Source organism: Lacrimispora sp. BS-2 (assembly GCF_040207125.1).
In the GTDB taxonomy this organism is placed as follows: Bacteria; Bacillota; Clostridia; order Lachnospirales; family Lachnospiraceae; genus Lacrimispora.
The window spans coordinates 2,370,346-2,393,123 of sequence record NZ_CP157940.1; the positions used below are offsets into that span (position 1 = coordinate 2,370,346).

Annotated in this window: 14 protein-coding genes; all 14 read right to left on the reverse strand. The window is 46.9% G+C overall.

The annotated features are described in order from the left end of the window. Nucleotides 1-388: 388 nt before the first annotated feature. The 14 genes from ABFV83_RS11290 to ABFV83_RS11355 all read right to left on the reverse strand — a co-directional run bounded on the left by ABFV83_RS11290 (nt 389) and on the right by ABFV83_RS11355 (nt 22,701). A complete protein-coding gene (locus tag ABFV83_RS11290; protein ID WP_349943889.1) occupies nt 389-1,921 on the reverse strand; it encodes an ABC-F family ATP-binding cassette domain-containing protein in 1,533 nt (510 codons plus the stop codon). A gap of 525 nt (nt 1,922-2,446) precedes the next feature. After that, entirely contained in the window at nt 2,447-2,935 is a 489-nt protein-coding gene (locus tag ABFV83_RS11295) for a hypothetical protein (protein ID WP_349943890.1), read from the reverse strand. Nucleotides 2,936-2,991: 56 nt separating this feature from the next. Further along, the gene (locus ABFV83_RS11300; protein ID WP_349943891.1) at nt 2,992-3,837 is read right to left on the reverse strand and encodes a DUF4886 domain-containing protein; all 846 of its coding nucleotides are present in this window, start codon (nt 3,835-3,837) and stop codon (nt 2,992-2,994) included. 290 nt (nt 3,838-4,127) lie between these two features. Further along, a complete protein-coding gene (gene pgmB, locus ABFV83_RS11305; RefSeq protein ID WP_349943893.1) occupies nt 4,128-4,778 on the reverse strand; it encodes a beta-phosphoglucomutase in 651 nt (216 codons plus the stop codon). A gap of 103 nt (nt 4,779-4,881) precedes the next feature. Next, nucleotides 4,882-8,721, reverse strand: a complete 3,840-nt coding sequence (locus tag ABFV83_RS11310; RefSeq protein ID WP_349943894.1) for a TIM-barrel domain-containing protein — start codon at nt 8,719-8,721, stop codon at nt 4,882-4,884. Between the two features lie 11 nt (nt 8,722-8,732). Beyond that, nucleotides 8,733-11,972: a TIM-barrel domain-containing protein gene (locus tag ABFV83_RS11315; RefSeq protein ID WP_349943896.1), complete on the reverse strand. Its 3,240-nt coding sequence runs from the start codon at nt 11,970-11,972 to the stop codon at nt 8,733-8,735. A 61-nt stretch (nt 11,973-12,033) separates the two neighbouring features. Further along, nucleotides 12,034-13,644: a TIM-barrel domain-containing protein gene (locus tag ABFV83_RS11320; RefSeq protein WP_349943898.1), complete on the reverse strand. Its 1,611-nt coding sequence runs from the start codon at nt 13,642-13,644 to the stop codon at nt 12,034-12,036. Further along, nucleotides 13,641-14,465 carry a carbohydrate ABC transporter permease gene (locus ABFV83_RS11325; RefSeq protein ID WP_349943899.1) on the reverse strand — a complete coding sequence of 275 codons (825 nt, stop codon included), beginning with the start codon at nt 14,463-14,465 and terminating at the stop codon, nt 13,641-13,643. The genes ABFV83_RS11320 and ABFV83_RS11325 overlap by 4 nt, the downstream gene beginning before the upstream one ends. Continuing rightward, complete coding sequence (locus ABFV83_RS11330) at nt 14,455-15,372, reverse strand: sugar ABC transporter permease (RefSeq protein WP_349943901.1); 918 nt, start codon at nt 15,370-15,372, stop codon at nt 14,455-14,457. The genes ABFV83_RS11325 and ABFV83_RS11330 overlap by 11 nt, the downstream gene beginning before the upstream one ends. Nucleotides 15,373-15,403: 31 nt before the next feature. After that, on the reverse strand, nt 15,404-16,675 hold the full coding sequence (locus tag ABFV83_RS11335) for a sugar ABC transporter substrate-binding protein (RefSeq protein WP_349943903.1): 1,272 nt from the start codon (nt 16,673-16,675) through the stop codon (nt 15,404-15,406). A gap of 55 nt (nt 16,676-16,730) precedes the next feature. Further along, a complete protein-coding gene (locus ABFV83_RS11340; RefSeq protein WP_349943905.1) occupies nt 16,731-17,735 on the reverse strand; it encodes a LacI family DNA-binding transcriptional regulator in 1,005 nt (334 codons plus the stop codon). 16 nt (nt 17,736-17,751) lie between these two features. Next, a complete protein-coding gene (locus ABFV83_RS11345; protein ID WP_349943907.1) occupies nt 17,752-19,917 on the reverse strand; it encodes a glycosyl hydrolase family 65 protein in 2,166 nt (721 codons plus the stop codon). Further along, a complete protein-coding gene (locus ABFV83_RS11350; protein ID WP_349943908.1) occupies nt 19,904-21,721 on the reverse strand; it encodes a glycoside hydrolase family 125 protein in 1,818 nt (605 codons plus the stop codon). The genes ABFV83_RS11345 and ABFV83_RS11350 overlap by 14 nt, the downstream gene beginning before the upstream one ends. A gap of 458 nt (nt 21,722-22,179) precedes the next feature. Beyond that, nucleotides 22,180-22,701: a YcxB family protein gene (locus tag ABFV83_RS11355; protein WP_349943909.1), complete on the reverse strand. Its 522-nt coding sequence runs from the start codon at nt 22,699-22,701 to the stop codon at nt 22,180-22,182. Nucleotides 22,702-22,778: the final 77 nt, after the last annotated feature.

A 22,778-nucleotide genomic window follows, 5' to 3' on the forward strand; every position in this document is an offset into this window, starting at 1 on the left:
GAATCATCAAGAACTTAAAGATCCTTTTATAGATTATCATATACTTTTGAGTCTCTTTACTTAAACATGATTTATTATTTATGTATTATTAAAATCGTATAACTAAATAATTATTAAATATCATTTTAAATGACATACGGTTCCATAATAATACTTCTCTGAGTTTACCATTCCGGCTCTTATATCATAGTTTTGCATAATGGCAGCGTTAAACAGTATAGATAGCAATATAAAAAGCAGCAGCCTTTAGAAATTATCATTCAAGACTGCTGCTTCTTGTTAACGCTTCAACTACATAATTGAACATATAACTGGAAACAAAATGCCGTAGGTTAAAAATGATTTTTTCTTTTCCGCCACAGGGCAGATGAAGTTATTCAAAATATTTTTACCGTTTCTCTATGTCAATGACCCTTTGTGCCCAATCCTGATAAAATGCTTCTTCATGTGAAACCAGCAAAACAGTCCCCGGAAATTCCGACAAGGCTGTTTTTAAGGAGTCTTTTGCCTGAACGTCTAAGTGATTTGTCGGTTCGTCCATAATCAGAAAATTGCATGGTCTTAATGTCAACAGGCACATTTTCACTTTTGCCTGTTCTCCGCCGCTTAATGTCCCGATTGGTTGCATGGCGTGCTTGCTTGAAATACCACATCTGGCTAATTTTTTTCTAACATCTTTTACTACCAGATTCGGATAGGCATCTGAAACAATCTGAATGGGGGTTCTTGTTTCATCAGGCCATGACAAATCCTGTTCAAAATATCCAAGAGTTACTTGGTCGGAGTATTTATAGAACCCTTTCATGGACGGAATCTGCCCGACCAGAGTTTTTAGCAGCGTTGACTTTCCAATTCCGTTAAACCCGGTAATCACTACCTTTTGTCCGCCTTTTATACTAAAATCAATATCAGACAACACAGGGTAATGATAGCCAACTGCTAAGTGCTTAACTGCTAAATGCTCTGTATTGGTCAACGGTAATTCCGGAAAATAAAAATATGGCTTTATTTCCTTCTGTTCTAAGGCTTCCATTTTTTCCATGCAGTCAAGCTGTTTCTGGCGGCCTCTTGCCATTTTGGACTTCCGCCCGGCAATATTTTTTCTTATAAACTCCTCTGTTTTTTTGATTTCCTTTTGTTGTGTTGTATATTGCCTGATATAATCTTCCCGCAACAGAGTTTTCTTTCTCAAAAACTCTGAATAGGAGCCATAATATTTTGTAATGGTATCGTTATCAATATCACAAATACGATTTGTGATTTTATCTAAAAAGGCAAAGTCATGTGACACGATCATAAAAGCATTTTCCAACCTGGATAAATAATCGGCAAGCCATGAAACGTGTTCTTTATCCAAAAAGTTTGTTGGTTCATCAAGCAAAAGAACATCTGGTTTTTCCAGAAGTAATTTTGCTAAAATTACTTTTGCACGCTGGCCTCCGCTCATTTGCTCAATTGGACGGGTAAGACCAATAGCAAGCAATCCCAATCCGTTTGCAACTTGTTCAATATGTGTATCAATGGAATAGAAATCATGTCTTTCAAGTTCTTCCTGACTCTTAGCAGCCCGTTCCAAGTATTTCATATCCCCCTTTGCGGCCATCTCATAGAATGCACCCATCTCATTTTCAATCTCATATAGTCTTAAAAAGGCTGTCTTCAAAAATTCTTTCATGGTTAAGCCATGATCTATTTCCGCATATTGATCCAGATAACCAACAGAAATATTGGACTGCCAGATAATTCGTCCAGCATCCGGCATCACCTGCTCGGTGCAAATTTTAATCAAAGTGCTTTTTCCAGTTCCGTTCTGTCCAACGATACCAATATGTTCGCCTTTGTTAAGGGTCAATTCCCCATTTTTGTAAAGCAGATTATCTCCAAAAGAATGGGATAATCCGTTAATTTCCAGTAAGCTCATGTTAATCAAAATCCTTTCTTTTTTGTTGTTAAATAAGCAACCATGTGTAAAAACGCAAAAAGGCAGAAGACAATACACACAAGTGTATTTGCCTTCTGCCTTTCAGTTATATAAAAACTGATATTTTAAAAGCAAAAGGCTACGGACAAAACATTGTCCATAGCCTTTTTATACGCTAAATTTACACACGGAAAGAAGCAATAGCATACCAACAGTATCAGTATGAATATTGCCCTGCTTTCCGATGAAATCTTAATGCGTCATCTATACGCTATACTCTGTACAATGTTTCATCGGCATGAATTGTACAGAGTTGAGTTTCTTTACAAGTTGATTGGTCAAATAGAAGTTCATAGTATTCTCTCCTTTACTGAAACGCAATCATTATAGCACAGCATTTTGAAGCTGTCAATTTTTGGTCTGCCGCTAACAGGAAAGTTTTAACACAAGGCCGCTGCACCCTGGTAATGGCTTACCTGGTCTTGCAGCGGCCTTTGGCAATGATTCCCTGTTTTTACGAATTTCTTATAAAGCTGACGCTGCCGCAAGACTCATGAACAGTAATAAGGCCTGTATGACTACGCACAGAACTGATATGCCCAGGCAAGACGGCATCGGATTTTTGACATTCGGAGAAATCGATCTTTTAATAACAAACACGCCTCCCATGGTACCAACTAATAATCCAAACAGACCGCTTAGGAACCAGCCGATTAGGATAATAGCAGCTGTGGATATATAAGCCCAGCGAGGTATTTCATTAAGGGGAACATATGGTTTTTTTGAGTTTAAGTATACATCATCCACAGCCAGATCCACTTTGGCACCGATTGATGTAAGATGAAGTGTTTTTCCCTCCAGTTCGATCGGCTCATCAAATACCCGGATAAAGATGCTTTTACTCTTTACAGGCGTAGAAACACCATCCACGATCTTTTTTCCGCGAAAGGCACCGGATTTAAACATAATCTCATGCTCTTTCCCTTCAATCATTACATTCCATTTGTTTTTCATACATATAACCTCCAAAACCCATTTAATATTTTTATATACCAGAACCCAGGATCCCGTTACCGGATGCCGGCCGCAACCAGCTGAAGCTTTGAAGCTGTCTGCCTGTCTAAGTCGGCGGTGTAATCAAGTTCACTGGGAGACTGATCGTACAATACCTGATACAAAACACATGCCGCCAGATAAGTCCCTGCCGGCGAAGGGTGATTCTCATCTTCATCCCAGAGTTCAATCTCAGGATAATCGGACGCACACCGCATAAATGCGATACCTGCCGGTGCCAGCAATGCATCCAGCTCATCTGCAATGTTCATGTAATTTTGAGCCATTTGAGTCTGCATTTCTTCTCTTGTATTTTTAAATTCCAGTCCTAATATCGGAAAAGAAAAGCCTTCTTTATAAGCCCATGTCATAAGAAACACAGATTCTCCGTTTGCTTCCCGGATCATACTGTCAAGCGTTCTTGCAGCAGGATACATGTTCTCTTCTGCCTGTATTGTGGAAATGCCGCTTTGTTCCTGCAAAACTACGTAATCCCAATCGTAATTCTTTAGTGCATCACAGGCCTGTGCCCCAACTTCATCGGTTTCATCCGCAAAATATTCAAGACGGTATGAACCTTCCGTCAATTCATATACCTCTGCTTCGAATCCTCCGCTCTGGCTTAAATTCAAAAATACCGTTGGAAGATCATTAAAATAGGTCATGCTGTTTCCCAGAAACAGAATGGCCGGGTCAGTTTTTATCTGTGCCGGTTTTCTTAAATTCAGCTCCTGGTCAAAATCCATCACCTGGATTTTATCACCCTTTAATGCGTTGTAGATAAGAAGATATCCGGCAAAAAAAACAATGACCAAAACTGCTAAAATTCCAATTACTACCTTTACTAATCTTGATCGCTTCATACTCCTGCCTTTCCCTTTGTTATTCATGAAATATATCGGTCAAAGTTGGTAATAAAATAGGTTTTATTGTACTATTTTTTTAATTTCAGTAACTGTATACAAAATTCAACTTTATTTTTGTGCTTTATGGTAAAATCTGGACAAATTACAATTCCAATCTGTATAGTGCCCAATGGAAAGGCGGCTATAGGCAAAAGCATACCAAAACAAAATAGTGTGGCAAAATTGTGGTCAAAAAAAGAGACCTGACATTTTTCAGATCTCTTTCACTGGTATTGCTTTTCCTTCATTTACACCACTTTCAACGCAAGTTCTGACAGCTTGCCAAAATTCCAATCCCCGCACCCTGTCTCCGCCGCATATCCCACGGCCGCCGTCCTCATGCCGCAGGCGAGAGCCGCTTCAATTCCGGCCTCCGAATCTTCCACCACGATACAGTTCTCCGGCAGGACTCCCAGACGCTTTGCCGCCAGCTCAAACACCTCCGGGTCCGGCTTGGAGCGTTTGATATCATTGCCATCCACAATCGTATCAAAAAAAGTGCCGTAGCCGATCCGGTTCAGTATAAACCCTGCATTTTTACTGGAAGAGCCAATGGCTAACAGGAATCCGTTCTTACGGAGACCAGACAAGGCATTTACCGTATCCTCTGTGATGGAAGCGGGACTTAAATTTTCCAGATACTCTTTATAGTAGCCGTTTTTCTTATCTGTCAGCTGTAATTTATCGCTTTCGGGCACATGGCGGCCCTGGAGGGATAATATAATGTTTAAGCTTTCCAAGCGGCTGACCCCCCGCAGGGCGGAATTTATATTTCTGTCAAAATACAGCCCTGTTTCGTCAGCCAAACGTTTCCAGGCAAGGTAGTGGTATTCATCCGTGGAAACGATTACGCCGTCCAGATCAAAGATAACAGCTTTTATCAAATTTAAATTCTCCATTTCACCCTCCAAAATCTTCTTTCATCCACTCATGTCCAAAATGCCAGCGGCACATCGGAAGTCTTTTCACAAGACCTTCCTCATGTGCCGCTGCTGATAATTGTTAATTTTTATACAATCTTACATCGTCAATGTGTACCGTCGTTCCGCCGCTGGAAGAACAATAGAATCCAATGTCAATGGTACCGTTTGTAACCAGAACATTGCCGGCCTCTATTTTGTGCCACCCGCTTCCAGACTTTGGCATATCCACGTAAATCCCATTGCCGCCGTAGTTTGTGATCTCCATGCGTCCCACGCCCGGAGAGGTATTTACCACCTTCACAAAGGCTTCCACCCGATAGCTTCCGTTTTCCACCTTAAGCCCCTGATGAATGCTCTGTTCATAAGCGGATGCATTGTAAAAATACGCCCGCTTTTCGCCTTCTACCGGAGATTCCGGCGGATTTGTGCCGGATCCGGAATCAACACCATAAGCCAGGGCCTGGCCGCCGGGATGCCACTCCGTCCAGTTGGAAGTAAAGGAAGCGGGCCGCTCGAAATCGCCGTTGTCCAAAAGATTTTCCGGATAAGCACCGGAAGCGGCGGCGGCCAGTGTCAATTTGTCAAGGTTGATGTTGCCGGAATTGCCTGCGTCATAGCGAAGAGAAATTCGGTTTCTTCCCTTTGAAAGCGCCAGATCTGTGCTTACGGTCTGCCAGTTGTTCCAGTTTCCGTCTGTACCGGCAAATTGCAGGTTGCCCCCATAGTTTCCATTTACGTATAAGTTTAAATCCTTCGCGCTCTGGTTCCCGTTGCTGTAGCGGAAATCTGCCTTATAGGTTCCGCCCTGCTCTAAATCGACCTCAAAGGCCACTTCCGCATTCTGGGAAACCATGGAATCCACAAAACCGCTGCCGCTGTAGAACCAATGATCCTGGTTTGTCTTTGCAGTCCCGTAAAGAGGGGAGTTTTCCGCTTCTATTACCATGCGTTCCGGCTCAAAGGGAACTGCCAGATAGTCAATATTTACAAAGCCTGTATCCCCTGCATCAGGATCGTATTTGAAGGTAATGCTGTTGCTTCCCGCGGTAAGGGGCAGGAGTACTTTCACATCTCCCCAGGTATCCCAGCTTCCGGTGGACGGGATGTCCGCCTGGCCGCAGTATGTGCCGTTAACGTATGCGGATAAGGTCTTTGCGGTCTTTGCGGCCTTTGCGCCGTTGGAACAGCGCAGGGTCACCTCATAATCCCCTGGATTTGCGGCTTTGGCATAAAATGTTACTGCTGCCTGGGACCTTTCCATACCGTTTACAAAACCAGTACCGGAAAATCCTGTATGATCCTTGCCAACCTTGGGCTGGTCGGCCACTGTTTTCCCGGAAAGGGAAGCGTATTCGGCCTCGTATTTCTGATCGGACAGTGTGACTGGCGTGTTACCGGATAAAACCAGTTTGTCCGCATTTGACATGCCTGCCTGGGTCTTTATATAAGTAACTTCCCCGTAAATGTCCCTGGATTTTGCAAATCCTCCGCCATTTGCGGCAATAAGGGCATTTAAGTCGGCGTATTCCTGTAACTGGGAGGCATTTTTCGTCACCTGTCCGGCAGCGTTGCCATGAACAGCCAGGTAGTAGTAATCCACACCGTTTGTATAGCTTCCGGATTTGGCTGATATGCCGATCTGAATCTGGCCGGAATTTTCCTGGCCGGATATGGTCTGAGAGAAATACTTTCCATTTTCGTAGCCATAGGTAAGGCCGTCGTCGTCATAATACCGGAACTCTGTCTTCTGGGATGAAGGGAATATGTCTACGAAAACCTGTTCTGTTTTCTTCTGCCCCACGTAGTCAACTACATCCTGTGAGGGGATAATAGCCCCTTCCTTCACAAAGAGGGGCAGGTCGGACCAGGACTTGGTATCCAGGCTGTAGGGAATATATTGTCCGCCCTTATATGCGGTTCCCCTGTTGTAGTCGATCCATTTTCCCTCCGGGAGGTAAATCCACTTGCAGGACTGTCCCCGTTCTGTAACCGGAGCCGTAAGGAGCCAGTCTCCCAGCATCCATGCATCGGAGTAATCCTTTACCTTGTCGTCCTGAGGGTAGTCAAACAGCAGCGGGCGCACCAGGCCCAGACCGCTTTCATAAGCCTCTCTTTCATAGGAATAGAAATAAGGAAGCAGGGAGTAGCGTAAATGAATGGCTGATTTTACATTTTCCTCTGCCGTATAGCCGTAATACCAGGGCTGGCGCTGTTGGTTTAGGTTGCCGTGAACCCGGAAAACAGGCACAACGGATTCAAATTGGAGCCAGCGGGTATAAAGCTCTGGACTGGGGTTTTCAATGTTTCCGGAATTTTGATTAAAGCCTCCGCCGTCTGAACCCCATTTCGGCTGTCCGTTGTTTATGGTAGAAAGCAGGGCTGCCTTCTGTTCTTTTAAGCCGGCGGCCCAGGAAACCCGCTCCCCCTTGTAAAACTGGGTGGCAACGTCTCCTGACCATATGCTGGTTGCATAGCGCTGGGTACCCGGATAGTAGTTTCTGCCCGTCTGCCACACGCGGACATTATCCTTGGCATATTCCCGCTGTCCCTCGTAAATAGACTGGGCAAGATGCAGGGTATTATAATTTCCGAACCAGTACTCTGCCCCATTAGAGGAAACCTTATCGGTTTCATCGTTCCACCATCCCACGATCCCTTTGTTAAATGCATCAATGGAATTGTTCCACCACCAGGTCCGTTCAGCGGATTTGTAAGGGTCAATACTGCGTACGGTAACAGGATAAAAATAATCCACGTATTCGTTGTGTCCCGGATAGAAATACCCGTTATTGGCCGCATCCTGGCCCTGGGCGGTAGTTTTGCCGCCGGAAATCTTTGTTACAATCCGCGGCTTGGTAATGCCGATCATTTTCACGCCCTTTGCGTCCATGATTTTTTTTAAGGCACCGCTTCCGGCAGAGGGAAAATTCCCTGTATTCCACTTAAATTCACCATAGTTATCCTGTCCGTAAAGCTTCCAGTCATAGTCAAAAGCATAACTGTCCAGGGGAATGTTTTTTGCACGGTAGGTATCAATCATTTCCATCATTTCCTGTTCATTGATCCCCCACTCAAAATTGGAAAAGCCCTGTGCCCACTTGGGAAGCATGGGAGATGTTCCGGTAATCTTGGAATAGCCTTTCATAATCTCTTTTGGCTCTCCCAGCAAAATGTAATATTCCACATTATCTTTTTCATACCTGCGGCCTTCCACCGGTGTTCCCCCATAGTAAAATTCCATTTTCTTATCTTTGGAATTGGTATAAGGGTAGCCGCCGTCCGAATCTACCAGCAGACCATAGCCTGCTGTGGACCAGAGGAAGGGACCGCCTGAATTGCCCTGCTGGCCTGCCCTGGCTGCCTGTGTGTTGTCATTGCGCAGCAGATTGCCGTTTTCATCAAAACAGTCAAAGCTGTGGATTCCGTATAGGTTGGAAGAATCCTGACGGACAAAGCGAACGCCATCGTGGTATACTCCTCCGCTTTGGGGTTCCCAAAACAGGGTTGTGCCGTCGGCTTTTTTAACAGTCATCCGACAGGGCTTTTTGTTGATTTCAACCTGCATTTCGTCCGTTTTTATGGTTATGGGATCGGAAGCCGTATTAATGACGGCAGCACTTGCGTCCCATTTAAGATCAGGATCGATCATGGGTGTCTGCTCACTGGAAGGGGCTCCGTCAGGCTGGTAGTTTACCCGCAGGATGTCTTCGCCGCAAACCTCCAGCGTCAGTTTATCCGAAGGAGAGGAACCGCTGTCCACGGTAAGGACCAGAGTGGTTCCGTTGACCTGTGTGCCAATTACGTCACCTAAGGCAGATACAGCCGCCCTGGCCGTGGCCGGCTGGGAGGCCGGCCACAGAGCGGTAAACAATAAGGCAAATACTAAACTTAATGATAGAAAACGTTTTTTCTGTTTCATGCTGCTCCCCCTTATTTAACCAGAATACAGTCCAGATTGATACCGGCAAAATCCCCGTTTTCATAGGAGATCCGGACGGTGTTTCTGCCTCTGTTTAAGTTTATGGGAATGTCTGCTGTATTCCAGGCGTTCCAGCCGGAAGTAACGGGAAGGGCCAAAGTGCCGGCGTTTACCCCGTTGACCTTTACGGTACGCTGTCCGGCGGTCACTCCGGCGGAGTAACGGACTGACAGGGAAGCCGTGCGTTTTTCTTTTGAATATACTTCAAATTCCACCCAGTCGCCATTGTCCGCAAACTGGTCCACAAAGCCGTCCCCGTAATAACCGCTTTTATCCGTGTTGGTTGAAACATGGTTCAGGGATGCGTGTTCCGCTTCATAAGGGGCTTTGTTTACGCCCTTTAATTCGATCTTCTTAACAGCACCGGAGGCTGTTTTGATATAGGTAAGCTTTTCATTCTGGTTATAGTAGTATCCGCTCTGGGCCTTTATAAAGCCGTCCAGAGTATTTACTTCCTGTAATGCCTGACCGTTTACATTTACTTTGGCGGGCCTGGTTCCAAAGACCTGGGTGGTAATTGGAATCTGGCTAGCCGGCAGATCAACGGTTACAGTATCTGCTGCAAAATTCTCGGCTGCCCGGACGGTCATGGTACTCCGGTCACTATGAGATAAGGTATAGGTGCTTTCCCCTTCGGGGTAGATACGGAAGGTAAGGTTTTCGTAATTTTCCACATCATTGCCTATGGAACCGCCCATCTCATAGTTTTTGTTTAAGTTAAGAGGCAGGATGCTGCCGGACTTAACGTAAACAGGGATAGAATCCACATCTGCATAATAGTCTTTTGCCATGCCGCCTGGGGTCAGAGCGTTGTGCCAGAAATCGATCCATTCCCCTTCGGGTAAGTATACGCTTTTTACTGTCTGTCCCTCCCAGACAACAGGAGCCACCAAAAGGCTGCGGCCGAACATATACTGTTCTTCTAAATCATAGGTATTGGAATCCTCCGGATTGTCTAAGAACATGGCCCTCATCATAGGCGTTCCAACATGGGCACTGTTTTGCGCCTCACTGAAAATATAGGGCAGTAAGTTCATGCGGGTGTTGGTGTATTTGCGGAACATTGGGACAATACTGTTGTCTCCCGTGCGGCTCTGAACGTTCCAGGGAGAGCGTTCCTCACTGGGAGAAGGGTTGGACTTCTCAGAGTGGAACTGCATGATCGGGGCAAAAGCAGCCATTTGGGTACTGCGCTTATAAAGCTCGGCAGAAGGGAATTTTCCCGTAAACCCGGCCAGATCCCAGCTCCAGAAAGGTACTCCTGAAATTCCGGCACTCAAACCGGCACTGAGAGCGTCCCGGAAAGCGGAAAAGCTGGAGGTCTGATCTCCTGCCCAAAAGGCTCCGGAGGACTGAACCCCTGCGGTCCCTGACCGGCTGAAGGTGATTCCTTCCCCTGTTTTTTTCTTCACAAAGTCGTTATAGCCCTTTATGTAGGCGTTAGGGTATGCGTTTCGCATGGAAAGGTCAGTTCCGCCGTTATGGAAGGAAGTGTCCTTACGCCAAACCATTTCTCCGCCATCTGTTTTTACGCCGTCTATCTTAATATCATCAAAAAGGTAAGCGCGCTTGTTCATCCACCAGTCTACTGCTTCGGGGTTGGTGAAATCCAACAGCAGACTGTTTCCGAACCACCCTGATTCAGGAATGCGGTAGGCCCCGTTATGACCGTCGGAAACCGCATATCCCTTCTGGAGCATATAGGCCTCGTCATTATCTTTCTGCCCGTAGGAGTAAGGCGTGTATTTTAAAACGGGGATCTGCCACAGCACCAGTTTTAAGCCATTTTCATGAAGGGTGTCTGTCATGGCCTTTGGATTCGGCCATTTGGATCCATAGGTGAAATCCGAGTTGCTAAAAGCAGCCGAACCTGAAACAGGCGTATAGGCAGCTTCATTCCAAACGTAAAAGGTGTTTTCATCGCTCCACTGTTCCAGCACTAAAACCGTAGCAGGAATGTCGTTGTTTTTAGACTGGTTCATTGCTTCCAGGGCTTCTGACTGGGTATCCCATTCATTGGCGGACATCCAAAGTCCGAAGGCCCATTTGGGAAGTTCCTGGGGCATACCGGAAATTGTGTTGTATTTCCCCACCACTTTCCCAGGTGTACTTGCGCTGATCAGATAGTAATCCAAAAGGGGCGAATCCACTTGTTCCGTGTCCGCTTCAAACACATACCGGTCCCCATTGGCAGCCGCCATATCGAACCTGGAATAACAGGTGGTATTTAAGTAAATTCCGTATCCTTTGCTGGTCACGAAAAAGGGGACCGATAAATAGGTCTTGCTTCCCTGGTTCTGATACTGGTTGTAAATGTAGGTTTCAACCACCTCTCCCCGTTTCTCCGCACCGTCATAATGCTCTCCGAAACCGTAGAAGCGCTCGTCGGAAGGAGAGAGATACCCATCCCGGAACTGGCCGATCACGTCTTTTCCGTCAGTCAGCCAGGACATCTCCTTGCCCATTCCGCCGTTAGAAGTCAAAACCCTGTTGTGTTCGTAACTGTATACCTCTAAGGCGTATGGATTCTTTGTGACGGTGAGACGCAGCTTGCCGGTCTTTATTTCCACTTTTTCGGCATTTTCCGTCACCGTGTAACCGGATATACCGGAAGCAAATTTCCCGTCTCCCTTTGGTGAAAGCTGGAAACGCACCGTTTCCTCGTCCGTAAAGCTAAGGGCCAGCTTAGGGGAGAAATTTCCCGTATCAGCCTTCACGTCAAAAACCACAGTTCCGTTATTATAGGAATTTAAAGATACGGATTTGACTTTTTCCCAGTCAGTTACGTGAAAGGTAAAGGGACCGATGGTTTTGGTGTTTGTGCCGTTTACGTCTGCATGGACCGTATACTCCACAACGTCCCCTTTTGCAAAGGAGCCTAAATCCGCCTCCCAGTAAGAATTATTCCCGCTGTTATAGGACCAGCCTGCGCCTGCATCTGTCTTTTTGATGCCATTTACGGTGTAGGAAATCCAAACCTTTTGTCCGGATTCCACAGGCCAGGTGGTGCTGTGTATCCGCACAGACTGGCCTGCGACTGGGTTTCTTGGCGAACGCTCAGTAGGTTCTATTTCATAAATATCATTTAATCCATAAGGATCGTGCCACGTTCCTTCCAGCGCAAACGCCGGTGAAACATTAAGTAAAATACAGCATATACTCAGTAAAATGGCCATAAGCTTCTTTCTCATATTTCCCCTCCATTTATCATAAGTGTTATTTCCTTGTGAAATGGTTTCTCTTTCGGTTAAACTAATTCAAACGCCAGACCAGTATTTCTCCTGGCCGGCATTCTTTGTACAAACGGCATGGACCCACCGTTTGTTCTCCTGTCCAATAATCGTTCCAATTTCCTTTTGGCAGATACACCTGCCTTCCTATCACTCCTTCCTCTAAAACCGGTGCCACTAAAAGCCGGGAACCAAGCATATACTCATCGTCCACCGCGCAGGCCTCTTTATCCTCCGGCCAGTCAATCACCAGTGCAGCCATAAGGGGGCGGCCCGTATTGGCACTTACCTTTGCTTCCTTAAGAATATAAGGCAGCAGCCGTTCCCTTTCCTTCGTATACCTGCGGCAAATGTCAAGGACCTCCGGTCTGCCTGTTATCTTTGCCATGTTCCATGGGCTTCTGTCGTTGATCTCTTCTTCCGAAGCCGCCAGAAGCTCAGAAAACTGGCCGGAAGCCGGTTCTGAGTGCCACTGCATGACCGGAGCAAAGCAGGCCAGGCAAAAGGATCGCAGATACAATTCGGCGGAAGGCAATTTTCCTGCAAAGCCCGCAAGGTCAAAGCCCCAGAAGGGCAGACCCGATAAGCCCGCATTTAAGCCTGCCGTCACCACGTGGCGCAGTTCTTCCCAAGTGGACTGCTGGTCTCCGGCCCAGTGCATGGGCGTGGTCTGGGCACCCGTATATCCGGCCCTGGAAAAGAGCATCCTCTCATCCCCTATAAAGTCTGTATAGGCTCTGGTGTAAACCATGGCATAACCATTTTTCATCTGGCTTCCGGTCCGCCCGTCAAAGAAACGGGCGTCATCGTCATATACAAACTCTCCGCCGTCGGTCTTAAAACCGTCCACTCCCATGTCTAACAGGTATTGCCGCTTTCCAAACCACCAGTCACAGGCCGCCGGGTTGGTGAAATCCGGTATCATGGAACCGCCGAACCAGCGCCCTTCCGGAATCAGATAGGGAGAGCCGTCGGCATTGGTGACAACAAAGCCCTTTTGGACCGCTTCGGCGCAGTCTGCCTCGTGCTCCGGGCAGGTGCGCCCCGGCTCCAGCTTTTTCAAAACCGGAACCTGCCAGAGAATCAGGCGGATTCCTTTTTCATGAAGGTCCCGGACCATCCGTTCCGGATCGGGAAAACGCTCTTTGTCAAAGCGGTAAAAGGTTGCTTCATCACTCCAGGCTTCGATTACCACCACAGAGGGCTTCATCCCCTCCCTGACAGCTTCTTCCACCACTTCTTCCACCACCGCCTGACTATCCCAGCGGTTAGCGGACATCCAAAGGCCAAAGGCCCAGTCCGGTGGCAGCCTGGGCCGCCCCGTAAGTTTGGTAAACTCTTTAAGAACCTCTAAGGGTTTCCCCGTAAATGTCCACACATCGTATTGATCCGGAAGCGTAAAGACGATTCCTTCTTCAGTTTTTTCCGTGAAAACAGTAAATTTTTCCTGTGTGTCCACATAAAGCCCTCCGCCCCCGTCCGTCAAGGCAAAGGGAATGGGCAGATAAGTGGAAGCCCCCTGATTGGTAAAGGTTTCATACACGTGGTTTTCCCGGGCAAGGCCCTCCTGATTCAATGCGTCAAACCGTTCTCCAAATCCGTAAACGGCCTGGCCAGCAAGCAAACATTTCATCCTTTTACTCCTCCTACCTGTAATCCTGCTGCAAAATACTTCTGTGCAAAAGCATAAACCACCAGAATCGGAAGCATGGAAACCAGGGCCCCCGCCATGAGTAAGTTGTATTCGCTTTTGTACTGCCCGTTTAAGGAGCTTAAAATAATTGGCAGGGTAAACTTTGTCTTTGTAGTCAGCATGACCAGCGGCAAAAGATAGTCATTCCATGCGTCCATAAAACAGATAATCGCCAATGTGGCCAGGCTGGATTTGCACATGGGGCATACGATCCGCAGAAAGACAGTAAAAATTCCCGCGCCGTCAATGGCAGGTGCTTCCAGATAGACATCAGGAATCGTCATCATGCGCTGGCGCAGCATAAACACCGCAAACACCTTGAACACGCTTGGCAGTACCAAAGCCCCCAGGCTATCCACCAGCTTCAGTTCTCCCATAAGTAAGTAAAGAGGGATGAACAGCACCTGGGAAGGGATCATCATGGTTGCCAGGTAAACCAGAAAAATCACATTTTTCCCCTTAAAATCCAGTTTCGCGAAGGCAAAGGCAGCCATAGCGGAACTGATAATGGTCACGACTACAGAGCTAATGGAAACCACAAGGGAATTAAACATGGAAACGGTCATTCCCTCTTTGCTGAATAAATCCGAGAAATTCTTAAAGGTCGGATTTTTGGGTATCCACTGTATGGGCAGGGCCATGATTGCGCCGTATTCCTTAAAAGAAGTAGACAGCATCCAGAAAAACGGAAGCAAGGTCACGACCGATAGCAAAACAGCCGTCAAATGGTATAAAACTCCAGATACCGCTTTACGACTCATAATACACCCACTTTCTTTGCAGCACGTTTTGCAGTGCGGTAAAGGCAAAAATAATGACAAACAACACCCAGGACCAGGCCGCTGCATAGCCCATACGGCCAAACTTAAAGGCGTATTTGTAAATCCGCTCCACCATAACCATGGTAGCCCCGTTAGGTCCTGCGTCCCCGTTCTTGGTCATGACCATGATCTGCGGGAAAAGCTGAAAGGCATTGATCAGGGACAGCATGATAACGTAGAACAAAATCGGTGACAGCAGGGGCAGGGTAATGCTTTTGAACTTTTGAAAATATCCTGCCCCGTCAATGTCAGCGGCCTCGTAGTACTCCGGATTAATGGCCAAAAGGCCGCTAAGCAGGATCATTCCGTAAAATCCCATGTCCTTCCACACGCTGGCCAGGACGATGGAGGGCATTGCCCATACCTCGCTTTGGAGCCATAAAGGCCCCTTAATGCCCAGGCTCGCCAAGGCATTGTTGATGGGTCCGTACTCCGGACTTAACATCCATTTCCAGATCAGGGCTCCTGCTACCCAGCTGGTCAGCACCGGTATGTAGTAAAGCATCCGGTAAACGGCAGCCATGCGGCTCTTTCGCTGAATGATCAGGGCAACCATTAAGGAAAACAGCAGGACAAGCGGAAGGTACAGCAGAATGAAATAGGCGTTATGCCCCAAAACCGCCCAGAATTCAGAATCTTTGACAAGCTGGGAGTAATTGGAAAACCCCACGAACTTGTCGCCGACAAATTGGAAAAAACCGTGGAACAGCCTTACCCTGCTCATCCCCGACCAATCGGTGAGGCTAAGCAGCAACGAGGCAAAAATCGGAATCAGATTAAACAGCACAAGTCCGGCCATACTTGGCAAAAGAAAGATAAAGGCCTTTATCCCCTGTTTTTTATACATAGCAGTTCCCTCCTGTCAGGCACCATAAACGTCAGTCTAATTTGATCTTCTGTTCCAGTTCCGCCTGACACTCATCCAGTGCGTCTTTAGCGGTAACGTTCCCGGAAATAGAGTTGTTCAAGTGCTTTGTGATGATTTCCTGCATTTCAGACTGCTGTTTTACCACCGGCGGTGTTACCAGATAATCCAGAGATTTAAACACAGCTTCCCGGTTCTCCGGAGGAGTGACCTCTAAATAGGAATCCAGTACGTCCGAATAGGTAACAGGCGGAAGCTCCCAGCTTGCGTCCACGCGGATTTGTGCGGATTCCTTGCTTCCTGCCAGGAAGGCGGCCAAAGCGGCGGCAGCTTCAGGATTGGCGGTCTCTTTGTTTACCACGTAAGCATTTGAGAAGAAGTGAGTGGCTTTTGCGGTATTCCCCGGCTCTAGCGCTACGTCCCAGGCAAAATTGCAGTTATCCGTAAAGTCGCTGAAGGCCCAGATTCCGGTTACGATCATACCAAGACGTCCGGTCTTAAACAAATCCCAATCGCCCATGCCGCCCATTTGTGCGTCTGAGGGCATAACATTGCTGTCCTTCACCCAGCCGGACATAATTTCAAGCGTTTCCACATTTTGCGGTAAATTGACGGTAAATTTCTTGCCATCCTCGCTTAATAAGCTTCCGCCGTTCTGCTTCACCCCTTTGTAAAATTCATGGAAGCTTACGGGGCGGTACAAACCGTAGGTGTCCTGGGAAAGGGCGCGGATTTTCTTTGCGGCCTCTAACATTTCCGCCCAGGTCCAGTCGTCGGTCGGATAGGCGGCTCCTGCCTGGTCAAATAAGTCCTTGTTGTATATGAGCACCACGTTGGAGAAGGAATTTGGAATTCCAAATTGTTTTCCCTCGTACTGGAAGGCGTTCAAAGCCGTCTGATTAAAACCCGAAGCATCTCCCATTAAACCGCCCACATCCAGAAGTACATCTTCCGACGCATAGGCTACGAAATTCTCAAAATTCAGTTCAAATACGTCTGCCGCACTGCCGCCGACGATTTTGGACTGCAGCTGAGTGAAATAATCGTCATAGCCAAAGCTTTGCAGTTCTACCTTGACGTCCGGATACTGCTCGTTGAATTTTGCAATCATCTTTTTCAGTGCTTCCTCAGATACACCGCTGCCGGAAAACTGATCCAGCCGGATTGTAACGTTTTCTCCGGCTGCGGGTTTTTCTGCAGTTTTGGAACTGCATCCGGAAAGTAAAACTGCTGCACATGCCATTGCACTCACGGCCCATTTATATCTTTTTGCTAACTTCATCATAATAAACTGTCTCCTTAATAGAAAGAATGGATGTTGCTTTGTTTTCGTAAAAGGATCAGCGTACCGATCCCCTTTCTACCAAAGTTAATGGAAATACCTTGTTTTGTAGTGTGTGGTTCTCATTTATCAGGAGTTTCACCGCTTCCGTACCTTTTTCCGCCACATCCTGATGTATGGTGGTAAGAGGCGGATCACAGGTTCTGGAAAGCAGTGAATCATCAAAACCTATGACGGAAATATCCGTTGGAACTCTTACGCCCCTCCCGCGCAGTCCCATGCATAAGCCCACCGCCAGAATGTCTGCACAAACAAACACTCCGTCAGGCCGCTCAGCCAGCCCCGCCAGATATTCCCCCATTTTACAGCCGTATTCAAAGGACACCTCTCCCGACAATAGCAGGGATTCCTCTGTATTCAGTCCGTACTCTTCCAGGGCCTTTTCATACCCCTTATACCGCAGGAAATTCACGCCCCTGTCTTTGACATGTCCGGTCACGTGGGCAATTTTTCTAAGTCCCTTTTCCAACAGGTACTTCGTAGCCATGTACCCGCCCTGCATATCGTCCACGCTGACCCTGTGAAAGCCGGGAGCTTCGCAGTAACTGTCCACCAGTACCACAGGGATGTTTAAGTTTTTTAACTGGCGGCATTCCTCATCATCATTCATTCCCACCACGATCACGCCGTCCAGTCCCCGGGTTCTGGCCACTTCCGCGTAAGTCTGGCCGGAATCGGCTCCGGAAATCATAATGTGATAACCGCTTTTGCGGGCCGTATACTCCGCCGCCGACATGAAATCACCGTAAAAGGGATTGGAGAACATTAATTCTTTTCCTGATTCCGTCTGGGGAATCAGCACTCCTAATAAGTTACTTTTGTTGTTTACCAGGGTGCGGGCCGCCAGATTGGGAATGTATCCCAGTTCTTTTATGGCGTCATTCACCCGCTTAATCGTTTCAGTACTTAAGCTTTGGGAGGGCGTATTATTGATTACATAAGACACCGTAGCAATGGAAACCCCCGCCATTTCGGCTACATCCTTTAAACCGGGCCGCTTCATAAAATCACCTTCTTTCTTATGATTTTTTATTTTCTTCCTTTTCTATCCTTCCGCCTTTTTCATCAATCACTGCTAAATACCGCTTTCCTTTTATATAAAAGTGAAAAGATAAACGTTCCCAGTCCTTTGGAAGCCTGGGAGATAACTCCGGCTTGCCGCTCTTTCCCAGTGACAGACCTGCGAAACCAAAAACCACTGCCTGCCAGGTAGCGCCTACTGCTGCCAAATGGATGCCTTCCCGCCCCGTATTCTTCATCCGGTCTTCCAGATCCAGAAACAGGCTTTTATCAAAATATTCACTGGCCTTCTGCTCCAGACCTAAATACGCCGCCGCCCAGGCGTGAATTCCAAAGCTTAGGCTGGAATCATGAAGCGTCAGCGGTTCATAAAAGTCCCATATAGCTTTTTTCTGCCGTTTCGTAAACACTTCCGGCTTTAAGACCATGAGCAGTATCAAATCCGCCTGCTTTATCACCTGATATCTCTGGAGCCAGTCAAAATCGTACTGATGGTATGCTGCGCTTCCGTCCCCGGTCTTTCTCCCTGGAAATGCTTCCAGCCGGAGGAAATTGTCGTCCTGAATGTACAAATCCCTGTCAGAATCGTATTCGACCTGGCTTTTTTCTATAATATCCTGCCATCTTTTCATTTCCGAAGCGCTGGCTTCCGCATCCTTTCTCTGGACCGCCTCCAATGCCAGCCGGAGATTATGACGGGCCAGAAGTACCGTATAGGCGTTGTTTCCAGAGACGCCGCAGTATTCATCGGGTCCCTTAACAAAGAGTAGATTATAAACATCCTTTCTTTGGTCATAGGAAAATCTTCCGGCCCAATACCTGGCGGTTTCCACATACAGCTGCGCTGACTGGCGCTCCAGGGTTCCATCTCCTGAAACCTTTAAGTAATTTTCAACGGCATAGGCCACGTCTGCGGTAATGTGAATCTCACAGCGCCCGATGTCCCAGCTTTGGCATTGTTCTATGCCGCCTATGGAGCACATCCACGGATACCTGGCTCCCGGCAGATTTAGCGCTTTTGCGTTCTTCTTTGCGTCCGGCAGAGTGTTTAAGCGAAACAGGATCAAATCTCTTGCGGCCTGCGGGTCCGTATATAAGTAAAACGGCAGCAGGAAAATATCCGTATCCCAGAAGCAGCAGCCCTTGTACCGTCCATGGGTCAAGCCCCTTGCACCAATGCTGACCATGGGATTGTCATAGGGGCAATTCTGAATAAGCTGAAATAAATTGTACCGCAGGGCGGACTGGATAGAGCTGTCCTTTCCTTTTTGGGTGATCTGTATGTCAGCCTGGTCCCAGCGGGATTTCCAGGCCCCTTCGCTGTCTTTTAACAGTTTTGCAAAGGAATGGTTTATGACGTGAGGGCGTAAGTCCTGCCTGACCTCAGGGAGCGCTTCCGAATCCTTGGAAGCTGCTTCTGAATCCTTAAAAACTGCTTCCGTATATAGAATCTTTTCGATTCTCACCATTTCCCCTTTTACCAGCGGAATGTTCAGTTCTTTCGCTGGGCAGTCAGTCACCGAAGCGTCCTTTGCCGTGCCTTTGCTTTGAAAAATGCGGGCAGTCATGGCTACATGCAGACGTCCGGAAGCTTTGCTGTCAGCCTTTAAAAAACAGTAGTCCTCTCCTGTTTCCGTTTCTGAAACAGATAGCAAGGACACGGTATCCAAGTTTTCCTTTGTCTGGTCGTCATCTACAGGCAGGTTCACGGTTTTCCCGTCTATGCCCATGAAAACTGCTGCGTTTCCGCTGTAGTTTAAGGCCGTCAGTTCCAGAGAAAGAGCCGACACGTGTTTGTTATCCATACTGATAAAGCGGGAAATGTCTATTTGCGTTTCTCTTCCTTCCTTATCTTTCCACACCGACTTCCTCTCAAAAAGGCCGTTACCCATATCCAGGGATTGGGAAAAAGATAAGTAATCCCCTGTCCCCAGGGAAAGCTGAAAGTGAAACAGATCCGACAAATTCACCATGTCCGTAACACCGGGACCGATATACTCAAAGCCGCCTGCCAGATAGTTACAGCGCTCGTGGGCCTTTGCCCCGTCCATGTAAAATGCACAGCGGGACCCCAGATAGCCGTTTGCCTGGCTGAATATGGTTTCCAAAAACTTTGGGTCCTCTCTGCCCTCACAGCGTATCTTCCATGGCTCATATTGAATCATTTTCCACACCTCCCTCATTCAACCCTTCCATTAAGCAATAAGCCAAAAATCCGGCACAGGTCGCAAATGCTGCTCCCGTGGTACATTCGCCTGTCATTTCATCCACACTTTCACAGGCAATTCCATTGTCCATGGAAGCCCTGCGCAGAAAGTCTAAAGACGCTTCCTTCCTGCCGCTGATCAGCCCGTTGGCAACGCTTAAGATCCAGGGATGGGGCGCATGGGGGCAGCCAATATCGGAAAAAGGCTTTCCTGCAAAAGAGTATGCATAATCTGGACTCCGCAGAATCTCAACTGTATTTTGCCAAATGGAATCCTCCCTTGTACAAAAGCCTAAAAAGGGCAAAAGCTCCAGGCTTCCCGGCGGTTCGTCGTACACGTCCCAGTTCCCTTCCTCATCAACGGACCAGACAAAAATCTTTTTCCCCTGATATTCCTTAATACAATGGGTGCAAATGGCACGAAACAAGGTTGAAGCTTCTTCTTCCAGCCACTTAAGCGTTTCAGTAGGCCACAAATTTTGGTACAGTTTTTCCAGATCCCGCAGGCACCGCCAGGTCAGAACATTGTCATATGTGCCATAGGGATAAACCCGCATGTCGTCTGTTGGCTGTAAAAAGGTTTCATACAGATGAAGGGCCTCGCTTCGCTTGGTCTTTAATATAGAAAGGATTTTCTTTACTCCTCTCTCAATATGGCTTTCCTTCAAACAATCAGCCTCTCCCGTAGCATTTACGTAACGGCTAAGGGCCATTAAGGGGGCACACAGTTCATCCAGTTCAAAGCCCGGTTCCAACACTGTCCCGTCTATGTAGCGGCTGTGAATGCCGATTTGTTTGATCTGACGGGTAAATACGTAATCCAGAAGTTCCTTTGCATACTGGGGGTCCGCCTTAAGAATGGAAGGAAAACTCCACAGCAGGCTGTCCCTGTCCCAATAGGCTGCGCTGACGTAATACCTGGGGCTTCTGGAAGTGACCATGACCACTTCCTCCGTATCCATGGTCATTCCCGTGGCATAAAAGAAGTTGAAAAACAAGTTCCTGTTTAACAGGGAATCCACATCCGGTATGCCCACGGTCTTCTGGCGCTTACGCAGCCAGCACAGAGTTTCCTCGTAAACCGCATCAAAGCTCTGCCGCAAAAGTTCCTTTGCTGCCGTAGCCGCAGATACCTCTTCAAAGCCCACGCCCCAGAAAGTGTCCAGTACCACTGATTCGCCGGATTTTAACAGGCGATCATGGGTTCCTATGTATCGTATTTCCTCACCTTGTTCAAATTCCCATTTAACAGGCAAAGCCGCCATGGGTGCAAATGCCATGACCGGCATTCCAATGGACAAATCAAAGATTGGGCCGTCATTCCAGCCGGAATGGTATATCTTTCTCTGTCCCGTAACCGTCTTATCCTCGTTGACGCTGTGAGTCACTTTTCCCCAGGCTCCGCTGAAACCGCAGGAAATCTCCCTTTCTTTGCCGGAATGATTCGTGATGGTCAAACGTATGGCAAAAGCCTTCTGGCCTATGGGAGCCAGAAAAATTCCCTCTGTACAAACGCCGTCCTTCTCCGATTCAAACCTGGGAATCCAGTCACATTCCCGCTTCCATTTCAAATCACAGAGCAGATCCCCTTCCTCCGCCCGCACAAAGGGCCGTATGAGAGGTTCGCTTTCACCGCCCCAAAAAGCCAGCATCCCTTTATAACCCATATGCAGCACCGTAAAACTTTCTATGGACGCTGTAGTCTGGTCCAATGTCGGCAGGCTGACAAATTCATTCCCCGTGGGCATATAGCAATCTTGCATAAAAAACACCTCCCCGAATTTCACTGAAACGTTTAAGTAGTCAGTGCAAAATTATTGATATTGTATAGTAATTATATACTGTATTTTCTTTTTTTGTCAATATGTTTTAATAAAAATATCTTTATTTGTATGGGAGTTTTATGCATAAAGATGATAGTCAAAAGAAACCCCGTTTTTGCAGGTTAAAAATGGGGTTTCTTTGATGTCAAAAATTGAAATATTTCCAGGTCCTCTGTCTGATGCATTTCTCTGTAATTTATTTTTAAACCGGATAGTTCTTCATCCTTATAATTATAGGATGGACGTCTGGAATAACCTCCTTCAAGCCCCTCCATCTCATCATGGCTCCAGGCGATACATTTCATTTATTTAACATGATCGATCTCAGCAATTTTAAGGATCAGATCCTTGTCCATGATTCCTACCTGTTGAATGTTATAAACAATCATCTTGTCCTGTCACTTCTCACTTGATATTTTGATTTTCGGACACTTTTCCCGAATCCACACCTTAAGTTCCTGTTTCTGTCCGTCAGTCAACTGATCTTTAAACACGGGAAGAAACTGCTTTCTTTTAGTCAGCAGGAAAAAATAATCTTTTGTTTCAGCCAAGCGCACAAAATTGGAATAAGCAATCTCGATCTGTCCTCCAGTCAAATGGTTGATCACATATAATCCAGTGAGAGTAAAAAATGTTGTATACTCTTGTTCTCCATTGGGTGATACTTCTCGCATTTTCTCAAAATTCATATTAGTAATGCGGTACACCACCCATAGCTCCACCAAGGGAAGAACAAACAGTATAACGCTCATGGCTGCTATTAATCGACTTTTTAATACAATTCCCACTAAAGCAATGAGCACTGCAAATATATAACTGCCAATTAACCTGCGCCTGGGTGTACTGCTGTAAATCATAATTTTCATTACTTGCTCCAACATGTCCCGGTTTATTATTCCGGTCGTTTCAAAAGATTTCATCTTTTCCTCCTCCTGGGAATTTCTTATACAGTATATGCTAAGTTTCTTATGCTTAATTACTGCCTCAATCCATACAC

Coding starts and splice junctions, on each gene's coding strand:
- ABFV83_RS11290 (WP_349943889.1), bottom strand. CDS start 1,921: ATGAGCTTACTGGAAATTAACGGATTATCCCATTCTTTTGGAGATAAT.
- ABFV83_RS11295 (WP_349943890.1), bottom strand. CDS start 2,935: ATGAAAAACAAATGGAATGTAATGATTGAAGGGAAAGAGCATGAGATT.
- ABFV83_RS11300 (WP_349943891.1), bottom strand. CDS start 3,837: ATGAAGCGATCAAGATTAGTAAAGGTAGTAATTGGAATTTTAGCAGTT.
- pgmB (WP_349943893.1), bottom strand. CDS start 4,778: ATGGAGAATTTAAATTTGATAAAAGCTGTTATCTTTGATCTGGACGGC.
- ABFV83_RS11310 (WP_349943894.1), bottom strand. CDS start 8,721: ATGAAACAGAAAAAACGTTTTCTATCATTAAGTTTAGTATTTGCCTTA.
- ABFV83_RS11315 (WP_349943896.1), bottom strand. CDS start 11,972: ATGAGAAAGAAGCTTATGGCCATTTTACTGAGTATATGCTGTATTTTA.
- ABFV83_RS11320 (WP_349943898.1), bottom strand. CDS start 13,644: ATGAAATGTTTGCTTGCTGGCCAGGCCGTTTACGGATTTGGAGAACGG.
- ABFV83_RS11325 (WP_349943899.1), bottom strand. CDS start 14,465: ATGAGTCGTAAAGCGGTATCTGGAGTTTTATACCATTTGACGGCTGTT.
- ABFV83_RS11330 (WP_349943901.1), bottom strand. CDS start 15,372: ATGTATAAAAAACAGGGGATAAAGGCCTTTATCTTTCTTTTGCCAAGT.
- ABFV83_RS11335 (WP_349943903.1), bottom strand. CDS start 16,675: ATGATGAAGTTAGCAAAAAGATATAAATGGGCCGTGAGTGCAATGGCA.
- ABFV83_RS11340 (WP_349943905.1), bottom strand. CDS start 17,735: ATGAAGCGGCCCGGTTTAAAGGATGTAGCCGAAATGGCGGGGGTTTCC.
- ABFV83_RS11345 (WP_349943907.1), bottom strand. CDS start 19,917: ATGATTCAATATGAGCCATGGAAGATACGCTGTGAGGGCAGAGAGGAC.
- ABFV83_RS11350 (WP_349943908.1), bottom strand. CDS start 21,721: ATGCAAGATTGCTATATGCCCACGGGGAATGAATTTGTCAGCCTGCCG.
- ABFV83_RS11355 (WP_349943909.1), bottom strand. CDS start 22,701: ATGAAATCTTTTGAAACGACCGGAATAATAAACCGGGACATGTTGGAG.